General features: G+C 37.6%; 14 protein-coding genes. All 14 read right to left on the reverse strand.

Annotated elements, in window-relative coordinates; translation table 11 throughout:
• Nucleotides 1-147: 147 nt before the first annotated feature.
• Nucleotides 148-408, reverse strand: coding sequence for a hypothetical protein (locus tag C8J95_RS03390; protein ID WP_370446819.1), 261 nt, complete (start codon nucleotides 406-408; stop codon nucleotides 148-150).
• 278 nt (nucleotides 409-686) lie between these two features.
• Complete coding sequence (locus C8J95_RS03395) at nucleotides 687-2,198, reverse strand: acyl-CoA dehydrogenase family protein (RefSeq protein WP_107808747.1); 1,512 nt, start codon at nucleotides 2,196-2,198, stop codon at nucleotides 687-689.
• Between the two features lie 282 nt (nucleotides 2,199-2,480).
• Entirely contained in the window at nucleotides 2,481-3,725 is a 1,245-nt protein-coding gene (locus tag C8J95_RS03400) for an RNA polymerase sigma factor (protein WP_255412708.1), read from the reverse strand.
• 2 nt (nucleotides 3,726-3,727) lie between these two features.
• Nucleotides 3,728-4,069 carry a YciI family protein gene (locus C8J95_RS03405; RefSeq protein WP_107808749.1) on the reverse strand — a complete coding sequence of 114 codons (342 nt, stop codon included), beginning with the start codon at nucleotides 4,067-4,069 and terminating at the stop codon, nucleotides 3,728-3,730.
• Between the two features lie 11 nt (nucleotides 4,070-4,080).
• On the reverse strand, nucleotides 4,081-4,677 hold the full coding sequence (locus C8J95_RS03410; RefSeq protein WP_107808750.1) for an FMN-dependent NADH-azoreductase: 597 nt from the start codon (nucleotides 4,675-4,677) through the stop codon (nucleotides 4,081-4,083).
• Between the two features lie 284 nt (nucleotides 4,678-4,961).
• Nucleotides 4,962-5,987: a serine hydrolase gene (locus C8J95_RS03415; protein WP_107808751.1), complete on the reverse strand. Its 1,026-nt coding sequence runs from the start codon at nucleotides 5,985-5,987 to the stop codon at nucleotides 4,962-4,964.
• A gap of 151 nt (nucleotides 5,988-6,138) precedes the next feature.
• Entirely contained in the window at nucleotides 6,139-6,717 is a 579-nt protein-coding gene (locus tag C8J95_RS03420; protein WP_107808752.1) for an NAD(P)H-dependent oxidoreductase, read from the reverse strand.
• Between the two features lie 56 nt (nucleotides 6,718-6,773).
• Nucleotides 6,774-7,340 (reverse strand): Crp/Fnr family transcriptional regulator, encoded by a 567-nt coding sequence (locus C8J95_RS03425; RefSeq protein ID WP_107808753.1) that lies wholly within the window; start codon nucleotides 7,338-7,340, stop codon nucleotides 6,774-6,776.
• 2 nt (nucleotides 7,341-7,342) lie between these two features.
• Nucleotides 7,343-8,209: an alpha/beta hydrolase gene (locus C8J95_RS03430; protein WP_107808754.1), complete on the reverse strand. Its 867-nt coding sequence runs from the start codon at nucleotides 8,207-8,209 to the stop codon at nucleotides 7,343-7,345.
• Between the two features lie 100 nt (nucleotides 8,210-8,309).
• Nucleotides 8,310-9,074, reverse strand: a complete 765-nt coding sequence (gene map / locus C8J95_RS03435; RefSeq protein WP_107808755.1) for a type I methionyl aminopeptidase — start codon at nucleotides 9,072-9,074, stop codon at nucleotides 8,310-8,312.
• Between the two features lie 6 nt (nucleotides 9,075-9,080).
• Complete coding sequence (def, locus tag C8J95_RS03440) at nucleotides 9,081-9,662, reverse strand: peptide deformylase (protein WP_107808756.1); 582 nt, start codon at nucleotides 9,660-9,662, stop codon at nucleotides 9,081-9,083.
• Between the two features lie 63 nt (nucleotides 9,663-9,725).
• Nucleotides 9,726-10,298, reverse strand: coding sequence for a Crp/Fnr family transcriptional regulator (locus tag C8J95_RS03445; protein WP_107808757.1), 573 nt, complete (start codon nucleotides 10,296-10,298; stop codon nucleotides 9,726-9,728).
• A 174-nt stretch (nucleotides 10,299-10,472) separates the two neighbouring features.
• Nucleotides 10,473-11,312 carry an aldo/keto reductase gene (locus C8J95_RS03450; protein WP_107808758.1) on the reverse strand — a complete coding sequence of 280 codons (840 nt, stop codon included), beginning with the start codon at nucleotides 11,310-11,312 and terminating at the stop codon, nucleotides 10,473-10,475.
• A 27-nt stretch (nucleotides 11,313-11,339) separates the two neighbouring features.
• Nucleotides 11,340-14,114, reverse strand: a complete 2,775-nt coding sequence (gene acnA, locus C8J95_RS03455) for an aconitate hydratase AcnA (RefSeq protein ID WP_107808759.1) — start codon at nucleotides 14,112-14,114, stop codon at nucleotides 11,340-11,342.
• Nucleotides 14,115-14,411 lie beyond the last annotated feature (297 nt).

Here is a 14,411-nt window from a genome sequence, read left to right on the forward strand (position 1 = left end):
TATTACAGAAATAGCATTGGCAAAAGCCCTGTTCATATTGTCATATGATTATGCAAATATACGAAAAATATATTTAATAGTGTTAAAGTTATTTGCTTAAAAAGTTGATTGAAAAGATTATAGCATAAAACTCATGAAAAAATATGATCAATTAGGAGTTTGGACAACTGTAGACTGAGGTGTATTGATAATCGTTGTTTGAGTAGAAGAGCCGGATTCCTGCCCTTGCTTCAGGGATATAAGCTTTCCTGCTTTAAAAGTCAAGATATTCGTTATGTTGCTGTTCCCCGTAATATAAAGGAATTCTCTGTAAAATAAAGTCTCTTCAATTGCTCCGGTCTCTTTATCCTGTACAAATGAAGATTTATAAGGCTTTCCAAACTTTGCCAGGACCTGTTCTTTTGTCATTCCTATGTTTAGGGATTCTGAAGAAAATTTGCTCCTTGTTGAACATGAATTCATAAATAGAGCAAACAGAATGGAAGATACAAACCAAATAATTTTACTTTTCATCATTGATGTATTTTATTAGTTTAAATATACTAAAAATGAGTGTCATGTTTTCATTGGCGATATTTTTTTTAAAGATAGAAAGGACTGGTAGGGATTTGTGTTCAAATATTAGGGCAACAAAAAAGCATTTTTCCGTTTAAGAAAAATGCTTTTATTATAGATGAAAGAATGTTTTATGAAAATAACATCCAGTCGCTTTTATTACTGGTGTCTTCCAGAGCATATATATTTTCATGGTGCTCTATGGAAGCGATAAGATTTCTGATCTCTTGTCTTACCATTTGTATACAGTTGTCTGTAAGTTCCTGGCTGAATCCGGAATCATTAAGCTCTAGCAGATCATTTACGATAATGACACGAGCAACAATTTTACCCAGATCTATCATTTTACGCTGAGAAATAGGTGCGTTAATGCTGATGTCCAGATCTTTACTATATACTGTAGCGGCGTTTTTAGTCGTTTCGTTAATGCCTAAATACTGAGCCAGATTTTCTGTTTTCTTCTTCTTCATATCCTTTAAGATTCCTTCTGCAATCTGAGTATAAAGCATCTCGTTAGAACCTTCAAAAATCTGGAACGGACGACTATCCATAATACCACGTCCGCCAATATGGCTCATACGGTAACCTTTAGCTCCGGATAGCTGTACATATAGCTGCGCAGCTTCCTGCATCATATCTGTTACCAGAGCTTTCATACTATTTGCATGAATACCGCTTCCTGATACATCATGATCTATACCACTTACTTTAGTACTTTTTGCACACATTGCCGAGCAAAGTGTAAAGAAAGACTGCATTTTGGAAAGCTGAAACTGTACCTGATCAAATGATAACAGATTTCCTGCACCTACCTGCCTTTCCTGACAGTGCTTGGATGCTTCTTCCATCATACGCTTCAAAAAGCCCATTCCCATTCCCGGGAACTGAAGTCTGCTTCTGTGAAGGATGTCCAGCATCATTTTTAGTCCTGTAGATTCAGGAATTAATTTATTCTGCTGTGGTACTTTTATATCAATTTTATTCAATCCGTAAGGAATCATATACAGTCCCGGATTGTCATAGTATTCGACTACATCTATATTTTGATCAGGTTGATGTGTATTGGCAATAAAGAAGTCTACATCTCTTGCAAGAGCTCCTTCTGCATTTATATTCCTAGAAGTTACCAACCAGTAATCGGCCATTCCTGTAAGACCTTGCCAATGCTTTGTTCCTTTTATATGGTATGTATCATTTTCCAGTTTATTCTGGGTTTTCATGTTAAGAGCATCACTACCATAATCCGGCTCTGTAATCATAAGCCCGCCCATTGCGCCGTAATCTAAAAAGTGCTTAAAGATATCAGCTTTTGCCAGTGCATTCCCATATTTAGCCAATGGCTCGAGGAAAAGAGCAATGTTGATCCCAAATGTTAAAGAAAGAGGAAGGGATTCATAAGATGCAGCTGAGAGAATTCCAAGGCATTCCTTTACTTTTGTTCCTCTTCCGCCAAATTCTTCAGGGATAGCAACTGATAAAGGTTTTAAGTTCATAATGGATTTCCATACATGCGGAGGAAGACCTCTGGATAAACTTAGCTGATTTATACAGTCTGTTTTGAAAAGTTGGGAAATAGAATCTTTAAAATGAGTTAAAAATTCGGAAAACGGAATTCCGGTAAGGGCTGGTGCCGATGGATTCATACATTGTTAAATTAGTGCTGTACGCCATCTACACAACGATAAAAAGAAAATAGAGCGAATGGCACCCAACTTAATAATCTAAATAGCAGCCCTATATAATCTAAATCAAAATCCTATTCTTTGTAAGAAGAACGATTTGTCACAAAGTACGTTTAAAAAAAAAACTCTTGCAAGTATTTATAATATAAATAGTAAAGGTCATTTCTAAATAAGTGTTTAATATTTGGAACCCCTTGTTTTCTATATGTTTACCCCTGCTGTTTTATTTTATTTTTTTAATTTTTATTCCAAAATATTCTTTAATCGTTCAATTTCCTCTTGAATATGCTGTTTTTCAGCTCCGGATTTTACCAGTTTTATTGCTTCAGAATAATAATGTATTGCTTTGGATATTTCCGTATCGGCGTATAAGAATCCCAATAGTTCATAATAATAACTATTTTCTGTTTTTTCGCCTTTCAGAAGTTCTTCGAGGGCCTTTTCTTTTCCATAGACTCTTGAGAAAGCATAAAGTCTGTTGAGTGCTGTAATTGGTGAATTTTCGATAGAAATAAGCTGATTATATAATTCTAATATCTGTGGCCATTTTTTTTCGTTTCCAACACTGGTATGCCAATATGCAATAGCTGCTTCCAGGTGATATTTGGAAACTTCATTTCCTGTACAAGCCTTTACAAGATAGTAATTTCCTCTATCAATAAGAGATCGATCCCAAAGACTTATATCCTGCTTATCAAAGAGAACCATCTTTCCGTATAGATCAGTTCTTGCTTCCAGCCTGGAACTTTGGAAACACATCAGGGCTAACAGGGCATTAGCCTGCGGAGTATTTGTAAGAGTAGATTCTGTAAGTATCAGGGTGAGTCTTATAGCTTCCAGACATAGTTCCTTTCGAATATAGTATTGGTTACTTTTGGAAAAATAGCCTTCACTGAATAAAAGATATAGGGTTTTTAAAACTGTGCTGAGTCTGGATTTTATTTCAGATACGCTTAAAAGAATGATTTGAAAATTTGTGTTTCTAAGGTTTTCCCGAGCTCTTGTCAATCTTTTTTTTATGGTTTCCGGTTTGCTGAGCAGAGCATCGGCAATTTCTGCAATACTGAAGCCACATAATATCTGTAGTGCCAGACATATTTGAGATTCAGTAGGTATCGAGGGATCACATACTGCAAATATCATGGCTAGTTGGCTATCTGTAATATATTGTTCAGAAGCTTCCGTTTCTTGCATTGCCTCACTATGCATTGTTCTGAAAATTTCCTGAAGCTTTTCCTTGGCAATACCGGTATGTTTGTAATAATCTTTAGCTTTATTTTTTGCAACAGTATAGAGCCAGGCACTAGGATTTTCTGGTATTCCGTGAAGCGCCCAGTATTCTGAAGCTTTCAAAAATGTATCACTGGCAAGGTCTTCGGCAATTTCAATATGATGAATGCCAAAAAGACGGCATAATACAGCCGTCATTTTAGCATATTCCTGTCGGAATAGATGGGGAAGTATGTCTTTAACCGATTGTTGTTTCACGATTAATTACGCGCTAAAACTTCACGTACTTCTATGCTCCCGCCTATTTTGAAGATAGGATTTCCTTTAGTCATTTCAATAGCTTCTTCTATGTTTTCAGCTCTTACAACAATATATCCACTTATAAACTCTTTGATTTCGGTGTAAGGGCCATCGCTTATAACGTTATCGGGCTTTACTGTTTTAGCACTTCCCTGCACAGGTAAGAGGGTATTCCCTTTATCTGCCAGTTTATTTTGAGCGACAATACCTGCCAACCAGTTCATACGTTCCTGCATCTGTTCCGGAGAAGGGCGGAAGTCATTGATATCTGTAAGTCTGAAAATTAATGCAAATTCTTTCATGCCTGTTTTATTTAGAGGTTTTGTATAATCTTTTTGTAGTCGTCCGTACTATAATTGTTTTCGATAGTTCCCTCAACCCTAAATGTACGAATATCTGTAATTCCTGTATAGGCCTGGAAAACAGTTTTTATATACGATTCTATATAATCATTTTCCCGCATAGTATCTGGTAATTTACCTCCCGAGGCAATTGCCAGATATACTTTTTTGTCTTGGAGAAGACCAACTCTTGCACCTGTATTATCGAAATTATAAGTAATACCAGGGCGGATAAGTAGATCTATCCAGGCTTTAAGCGGTGCCGAAATACTAAAATTATGCATAGGAGTGCCTATTACTATAATATCGGCATTTTTGACGTCATTAAATATGACATCAGAGTATTTTAGAAGTCTTTTCGATTCCTCATTATAGTCTTTTGGAGTTTTATAGAGCTCCGGAATTAGTATTTCATCAATAAATGGTGGAAATTCCTTTGTAAGATTTCTTTTTGTAATACTTGCGTTAGGATCTGTATCCATTAATTTTTCTACGATAGCAGTGCTTAGTCTGTAGCTGTAAGACTCTTGGCCTCTCGCACTGGAGATAATGTGCAGTATATTTTTCATTATGTAAAAGTTTTGAATTCATTAGCATAACGATTGAGACAACAGAAGAGGGACATTATCTTAAAAAAAAATAAAAAAAATACCTCTGTTATGGAGGTATTATAAGTTGAAATAATTGAATTGTTAATACTTTGTCATATAATGGTTATTTAGTTTCTATGTATCACTATTTTGTTAGTTATACAATGTTACGACAAGGTTTTAAATTATACAACTGTTTTATTAGTGATATTGAAAATTATATTAAAATGCTTGCCCAGAAGGTATATAAATTGAGTCGACTGTTACTTGTTCAGGAATAGAGCTTTCTTTTCTTCATCCAAAAATTTGTATACCGGAAAAGCATCTCCCATACTGGTAAGAGCAATAATTACAGTATTAGAACCAAGGTCGCGCCAGATCACACTTCTGAAGCCATCTATTCCTCCTGTATGCATGGCAGTATTGTCTGATATATACCACCCAAAAGCATATTCGCTTGGTTTTCCGCCTTTCAGAGTAGGCAATTTGTACATCAGTTTTGAATTTTCAACGTTTAGTAGCTGGTGGTTTTTTAATGCCTGATCAAATTTGTACAAATCCCCGGTAGTGGAATAGATACTGCCATCTCCTGTTGTTAATAAAGAATAATCATCTGGTTTTTTATGAGCATCATAAGCTTTCGCGATATTAGAGGGTGGAATCGTTTCAGAATCATAAACAAATGAATGCTGCATTTTCAAAGGCGTAAAGATATTGTTTTGCATAAATTTACTGTATGACTCTCCCGATAGTGCTTCTATAATCTGCCCCAGTACAATATAGCCGCTATTGCTATATTCAAATTTGTCTCCGGAAGGGAATTTTAAACCTGCCTGCTTTTTTAGAAAGCTAAAAACGTCCTGATTTGTAATTTTATGGGAATCCATTATCAGGATATTTTCATAGTCAGGTAGCCCGGAGGTATGGGTGAGTAACTGTCGGATTGTAATGTTCTGTGCATAAACAGGAAGCGAGGGAATATAACGACTGGCCTTATCATCATACGATAAAAGATGCTGCTGTTGTAATAGCATAATTCCTACAGCAGTAAATGGCTTTGTTATAGAAGCTATACAGAATGGAGTCTCTCTGGTTAGGATACTCTTTTCCTCAAAGCTTTTATAACCTAATGCTGTATCACAAATTACTTTCCCATTTTTTATAATAAGAACAGAGCCATTAAGTCTGTCTTTTTCATAATACCGAAGCACAATATCTTTCTCTGATTTCCCTTTGCAGGAGAAAAGAATTAACAGGATAAAGCTGAAAAGAGGTAATATTCTGATCATGGTGACTGATTCTAATATTCAATAAGTCAGTTGTATACATGTGAACGTTACACGGGGGAAGTTTATTTTTAAATATAGAATAAACGCTATTTGTATGGCTTAAAATAATAACCCCGTCAAGGTCTAAAACTTTGACAGGGCTGTATATGCTTTATTTCAACTTTAATCCCATTCTTTTTACCTGCTGTAGCCATTTCTTTCGATTGGCCTCAGGAGAGTTTCGAATAATTCCGATATAAGTAACTTTTACCGGAGAGATACCGCAGAATTGTAAAGTAGATTTCCGAAGCTGATTAACACTTGGTCTGCCATACATGAGCCTGTAATACCAACCTGGCTGGTCTAGTGTTGTGATAATACGGGCTGTCTTCCCTTTTAGTAGTTTATCCCATAGAATAGAATTGTCACGGTATTTATAAGCCATTCCCGGAAGGAATAAACGGTCGATAAAACCTTTGGTAATTGCAGGAAGACCTCCCCACCAAACAGGATGTATCCATACCAAATGCTCTGCCCACTGAATAATTTCCCAAGCTTTTAAAAGATCAGGTTCCAACTCTGTTCTTTTACTGTAACCGCTTTCCAAGTTAGGATTAAACTCAAGATCTGCAATGTTTATTTCCTGTATAGTAGCTCCCGTTTGCAAGGCTCCTTCTTTATAGGTTTTTACCAAACCTGCATTAAAGGATTCCTTATAAGGATGTCCGTTGATAATTGCGATGCGTTTCATAAGATTGATTTGTGCAAAGCTATGAACAGCATTTGCCTCAATAACAGGACAAATGTCTAAAAAGAAACTTGCTTTCTGATGCGGCTCAGGTGGCGCTGGGTTATTCCCAGATAGGAAGCAAGATATTGCAAAGGGATTTCCCGTACAAATTGCGGATGATTGTTCAGAAGAGAGGTATAGCGATACAGAGCTGTTTCTTTCTGAAGCTGGAATACCCGGTTTTCAAGTTCCAGGTATTGCTGTTCAGCTATTATTTTCAGAAACATTGTCCATTTAGGGTTTTGGGCTTCCAGTTCGTCTATCATATTTTTTTGTATAACGAGTAAGGTTACGGGAGTAATTGCCTGCATACTTTCGGTACTCGGATTTCCGGTTATAAAAGAAGAGTAGGCTGCCAGCATATCTTTAGGAAACCGGAAGCAATATGTTGTATCGTTACCGTCAGCAGAAGTGTAATAGGATCTGAAAATCCCGGATTCTATAAAAGCAACTTCATTATTTTTTTCATGCTCCTTTACAAAGAAATCACCCTTATCCAGTTTTCTGGTTTCGAACAACCGAACGACTGTGGCAATTTCCTCAGAAGTAAAAATACCAAAGCTGCTAAAATATTCTGTAATCACTATTATTTGGAATATGCTGACTTTGGATAAAGCTTTTTAAACCCATTGTATACGCCCTGATGTATTGCTGTGGAGTGTAATTCATCAGGCATATAATCAAAGCTTACTTTTATATTCTTATTAGACTTTAGTATTTTATAAAGCGCTTCAGCTTCATTATACATCCTTACATCTTCCTCTTTATTTGGAGCACCGATATAAATATTTTTGGTTGTTTTTAATCTGGATTTCAAAAAGCTGTCAGCTTCTTTTAATAATTTTTCTCCACCCCACCACATACTTGGGCTAATGATGATGTACTGATTAAACATTTCCGGTTCTTTTAGTAATATTTCGGTTGACATCAATCCGGCAAGGGACTCACCAATAATTGTTCTGTTATTATTGGCTTTGTATTTTTTCTCAATATAAGGCTGAAGTTCGTTTTTCAAGAAACTGATGTATTTTTCGGAACCACCGTACTGCGGAAAGCTTTCCTTTTTAAAACCTTCTTTTTCCAGGAAGTTAAGATTGGGAACAGCGTAAGTAAAGTCTCTTCTTCTGTTGGTGTTTTCTATGCCAACAACGATAGATCTTGGAAAACGCTCCACCCATGGTTGTGTATTATAGCGTACAATCCCTGCAATATGGAAAAAATCTTCTTCCACACCGCCATCCAGAATATAGATGACCGGATATTTTGTAGCATCAGTCGGGTTAAACTCTTCAGGCAGGTAAATATTGATATTTCGGTCTTCTTTCAGTATATCGGAATGAAAAACTTCACTATTGCCGAATACTAAAGGCTTGGTATTGTTTTGTGAAAACAGGGGAGAAGCGATAGTCAGAGCTACCAGCATAAAAAAAGTCCTGTAGCGTGTAAGTGCCATGTAATGTTAATTAGGTTTGTTCGAAATTTAGTTGTTTCCCTTGTATAGGGGAAAAGCTTAACGAAGTTAGTCTTTTTATGGCGATTAACCGCAATGATTTTTAATAGGGTATTCCGTTCATTCTGGTCAGTACAACAGGTTTTGTATCAGTTATAAGAATTGTATGTTCGTGTTGAGCCATATAACCATCTTTGTTTCCGGTCATTGTCCAGCCGTCATTTTCTTCTTCAGCATAGGTAGAAGTAGTAGAAATAAAGGTTTCAATAGCAATTACAGTATTTTTTCTAAACCTTCTCTGGTCGTTTCTGTTTCGATAATTCAGGATTTCATCAGGCTCTTCATGTAAGCTTTTCCCTACACCGTGACCAGCGAGGTTTTTAATTACCCGATAACCTCTTTTTTTGGCTTCGGTTTCCATTAGGTAACCAATATCGGCGATCTTTACACCACCTTTTATATTGTTGATAGCCTTATTCAGGATATCTTTAGAGGCATCAACCAGTTTCTGATGCTGATGGATGTCGACACCGATAACAAAAGAAGCTCCATTATCTGCCCAATAACCATTTAGTTCCGCAGATACATCAATATTAATGAGATCTCCTTCCTGTAAAATTCTGTTTTCTGAAGGAATGCCGTGGCAAAATTCTTGACCGACACTAATACAGGTACATCCCGGGAAATTATAGGTAAGGAGTGGTGCCGATTTAGCACCGAAATGGTCCAATATCTTAGCTCCATAATCATCCAGTTCTTTAGTCGACATACCTGCGCGGGCATAGGCTTTCATCTTTTTCAGGGTATAGGCTACAGCCTCACTTACCTGCTGCATGCCTGTAAGTTCTGTTTCATTGGTAATAGACATAGGTGATTATTTTAAAAATTTGACAGGGTAGTTGCTTTCGGTTTGTCCGGTTTTGATTTTATGGAGCTTTGTTTCCATTAGCTTTTTGGTAAAAGGTTTTAGATGATCCAGGTAAAGGATACCCTGGGTATGATCGTATTCGTGTTGTATGGTTCGTGCCGTAGCCCCGCTAAAGCTTCGTTGTTGAGGCTGGAGACTGGCATTAAGATATTCAATAGTAATACCCCATGGTCTTCTCACTTTTTGAGAAAGCCCCGGAATGCTTAGGCAACCTTCATAATCGTCCCACTGCTCCTCCGAGTAACTTGTAATTTTAGCGTTGATGAATGTTTCGGTAATGCCCTGATCCGCAGCGTCAAAATAATTTCTGCGATCTTCATTGTCCATTAGTCCATAGACAGAAGTGCTGTCTACAATAAATAATTGCTTGGCCTGTCCGATTTGTGGAGCTGCCAATCCACAGCCATTAGCGTTTTGCATAGTTTCCCACATATCCTTTACAAGTTTGTTCAGATCAGGATTTTCGGCTATAGGAGAGCATTTTTGTTTCAGGATACTATGGCCATATACTAGAATAGGTAAGATCATTGTAAAAATTTTTACAAAGTTCTTGCGACCTGATTACACAGGCAATGAACAAATGATAAGTAATTAAAAGATCTGGCGGCGAATTCTGCTTAAACCCTGTGGTGTTGTACCAATATAAGAAGCAATATATTTTAGCGGGATATACTTCAAAACATCAGGTTCTTCTTTAAAGAGGTTCAGGTACCTTTCTTTTATGTTGTATTTCAGTAAAGAAAGTTCGCGTTTACTTTTTGTCAGAAATAATTTTTCTGAGGCCAGGCGGCCAATATAGTTGCCCACTTTTGTTTCCATGTACACACGCTGAAGATTGTGATGAGAAATCTGCCAGATTACAGTTTTGGTTAGTGCCTGTACTTCATATTGAGAAGGAGTACGGGTTAGAAAAGAATCATAAGCGCAGGTAAGCTCTTTGTCGAAGCTAAAATTAAAAGTCAATTCATCCTCTTCTTCCTCTTCCGGAATATAGAAACGCACAATACCAGATTCTATAAAAGACAAATAGTTTTCTGTTTCACCCTGCTGGGTGATAATTTCGTTTTTAGTCACTACTTTACGCTCGAAATGTGATGCAATAAAATCCCATTCCGATTCCTGAAGTTCAACTATCTGTTCGTAATATTCTTTTAAGAAACCCATAATGCATTTGTGTTTTTAGCCTTGCGGAAACTTTATGCAAAGATAGTCAATAAAGAGAGAAGGAAGATAAATATTGGTCAATTGTATTGATAGACAATGATCTATGAGTAATGGTGAATGATAAGCACTAAGTTATAAGCTATAAGCAGGTAACTTAGTGCTCATTTATTTTAATTAAAAAGGAACATGATCCGGATTTAAACCAGAGAAGCCAATTTCTTCCATTCCGGCAATTATTTTCATATCCTCATCTGAAATATTAAAATGATCTACATTCAGATTGCTTTTAATATTGGCAGGTGTTACAGACTTTGGAAGTGGTAGAACAGCATTCTGTAAACAGAACTTCAAACACAATTGTGCCACACTAGCCTGATATTTTTCTGCAATACTTTTAAGAAGTTCGTTATCCAGAAGTCTTCCTGAGCCAATAGGACTCCAGGCTTCTACAAGGATTTCATTGTTTTTGCAGTAGTTAACAACATCATTCTGAAGATATCCCGGATGATATTCAATTTGGTTAACCATCGGATTTATTTTTGCTGTTTCTTTTAGGGCTTCAAGATGATGTGTTAAGAAGTTACATACACCAATAGATTTTGCTCTTCCGGAGGTATAAAGATCTTCCAGTGCTCGCCATGTTTCGGCATTTAGTACTTTCCAGTTGTCGAACTGAGAGGCAACCGCCGGCCAGTGAATAAGATACAAATCGACATAATCAGTTTGTAATAACTCGAGTGATTTTTCGAATGCAGCCATTGTTTCGTTATAGCCACGGTCGCTATTCCATACTTTTGTGGTCAGGAATATCTCTTCGCGGGCTATACCGCTTGCTTTTATGCCATCGCCAACACTTTTCTCATTTTCATAAATCTTAGCTGTATCTACGTGTCTGTAGCCATTTTCAAGAGCAGACAATACAGCATTTTTAGCGTCATCACCTTCAGGTATCTGCCAGGTTCCGAATCCTATTGCAGGTATTGGTAAGCCATTGTTAAGCATGAAATCTTTCATTTTATAAAATTTTGTTTAATTTTTTATTTAGTTATTTTTCAAATATTCCCTTAGTACATACTGCAAAATACCCTGATGTCTGTAGTATTCAATTTCTATAGCAGAGTCCAGTCGGGCTTTTGCTTTAAAGTCTGTTTCCTTACCGGAAGGATGCACTGCTTTTACATCCAGTATTTTATGGGGTGTAAGGTTTTCTGCAAGACCGGATATACTGTAGGTTTCTGTACCATCCAGACCAAGAGATTCAGCATTTTGTCCTTCTGTGAATACAAGTGGGGCAACACCCATACCTACCAGGTTACTTCTGTGGATACGTTCGAAGCTTTCCGCAATTACCGCACGAACACCCAACAGGAAGGTTCCTTTTGCTGCCCAGTCGCGGGAAGAGCCTGATCCATATTCTTTTCCAGCAAGAATAATCAGTGGGGTATGATCCTTTTCATAAGCCATTGCAGTATCGAATACTGTTTTTACTTCATTAGTAGGGAAGTAACGGCTAAAGCCACCTTCTTTATCGGCAATTTTATTTTTAATTCTTACGTTGGCAAAGGTTCCGCGCATCATAACCTCATGATTTCCTCTTCTGGATCCGTAAGAGTTGAAGTCTTCTTTGTTTACATTACTGTTTTTCAGATACGTACCTGCTGCGGAGTCTTCTTTAAAAGAACCTGCAGGAGAGATGTGGTCGGTAGTTACGGAATCACCTAAGTATAATAATACCCTGGCATCTTTGATATCAGTTACCGGATCAGGATCTGCACTAATGTTCTCAAAGAAAGGAGCTTCTTTGATGTAAGTAGAATTTTGATCCCATTCGAAATTCTGATCTAAATTTACTTCCAGATTCTGCCAGTCTTCAGAACCATCAAAGATAACATCGTATACCTCTTTGAAATCGCCCTGTTTCAAACATTCATTTATTGTTTCCTGAATTTCTTCGCGGGTAGGCCAGATATCTTTCAGGTACACAGGCTCACCATTAGGATCGTATTGCAGAGGTTCTGTGGTAAGGTCTATATCAACATGCCCTGTTAGTGCATAAGCAACAACGAGCATAGGAGACATCAGAAAGTTCATTTTTACCTGTGGATGGACCCTAGCTTCAAAGTTCCGGTTTCCGGAAAGTACTGAGGCAACAACAAGTTCACCTTTGTCCACGGCAGTAGCAATAGCGGGAGGTAATGGTCCCGAGTTCCCGATACAGGATGTACAGCCATAACCTACAGTATGAAAGCGAAGTGCTTCCAAATCAGTATTCAGTCCTGAACGTTCCAAATACTTGGTTACAACTTTAGAACCTGGTGCCAGAGATGTCTTTACCCATGGCTTTGTTCTTAGTCCTTTCTCTATAGCATTTCTGGCAAGCAGTCCCGCACCTACCATTACAGCAGGGTTGGATGTATTGGTACAACTGGTAATAGCTGCAATAACAATACTACCATCACTTAATACAAATTCAGAGTTATTTTGTTTTATTCTTACTGTATGCAGGGTATCCTGAATAACCTCGGAATGGCTTTGTCCTTCTATAGGAACTTTACCAAAAGTAAATTCTGTTCCCGAGCCACCGTCGGATAACCAGGCATATTCTGTTCTTTTAGAAATAGGCTCGTAGTCACGATGGTGTTCATCTTTTAGTACTTCAGAGAATTTATGGCTGAGGTCTTTTACCAGAATCTTATCCTGTGGACGCTTAGGACCGGAGACTGTTGGCTCCAGAGTATTTAGGTCCAGTTCTACTACGGAGGAATACAGGATATTTTCTTTTCCGGTTCTCCATAACAGGTTTTCTTTACAATATTCTTCCACTATTTTAATCTGCTCCGGGGATCGGTTAGTAGCGTGCATATATTCCAATGTACGATCATCAATAGGGAAGTAGGTTACAGTACAACCAAACTCCGGGGACATATTAGAAATTGTAGCACGGTCTGTTACCGTCAGGTTATCCAATCCGTCTCCAAAGACTTCTACAAATTTCCCAACCACTCCCTTGTCTCTCAGGATACGCGTAATAGACAATACCATATCGGTAGCTGTACAGTGTGGCGGGATCTTACCAGTAAGCTTCAAACCTACAACTTCCGGACAGGTGAAAAATATTGGCTGTCCCAGCATAGCGGCTTCGGCTTCTATACCACCGACACCCCAAGCAATTACACCAATTCCGTTTACCATAGGTGTGTGCGAATCGGTTCCGACCAAAGTGTCCGGGATTAACCAGCCTTCTCTGTCAATAACTCCTTTGGCCAGATATTCGAGGTTTACCTGGTGACAGATTCCCATACCCGGTGGAACAACGGTAAAGTTATTCAGGCCTTTCTGTGCCCATTTCAGGAGTTCATAGCGTTCCTTATTTCTGTCAAATTCTAAAGTAACGTTTTTATCATAAGAGTAATCTGTACCAAAATAATCGACCTGTACTGAGTGGTCTATAACCAGATCTACAGGAATTGCAGGGTTTATCTTTTGCCCATCTTTTCCCTGACGTACAAATTCTGCGCGCAGGGAAGCCATATCTACTACTGCGGGAACACCCGTGAAATCCTGCATTAGGATTCTGGCAGGCTTAAACGGTATATCCTTATCTACCGGGGCAGGAGTCCATTGCAGAAGTGTATCAACATGTTCGTCTGTTATGCTGAAACCATCGTAGTTCCTCAGGACATTTTCCAGAAGAATACGAATACTGAAAGGAAGATGATCGACTCCTTTTTCCGAAAGATTTTTTAAAGAACTGTAATGGTAGTTTTTACCGTTTACAGATAACTCCTGTACCGATTTAGCTTTTGGGGTATTCATAAAGATGCGATTTTATGTGAACACCTAATTTACCGCTAAAAAAGAAAAAGTAAGCTAATATTATGATAGATTAACATGAATATTAACATTAAGAATGACTATTTGGAGAGCAATGTGAATGTGTGAATTTGTTAAATCGTGTAACCGTCAAATCGTAAATTTGATTATATGGTTAGACAGTTTTACAAAGATTAATCAATATGTCAATGGGTGAGTATGTGAATATGCTAAACCGTGTATCGTAAATTTGTTTATACGATTAAACGATTAAACAGTTTTGCAACTAATTACTCAAAC

The sequence above is a fragment of the Elizabethkingia sp. YR214 genome, assembly GCF_003058195.1.
Lineage (GTDB): Bacteria > Bacteroidota > Bacteroidia > Flavobacteriales > Weeksellaceae > Elizabethkingia.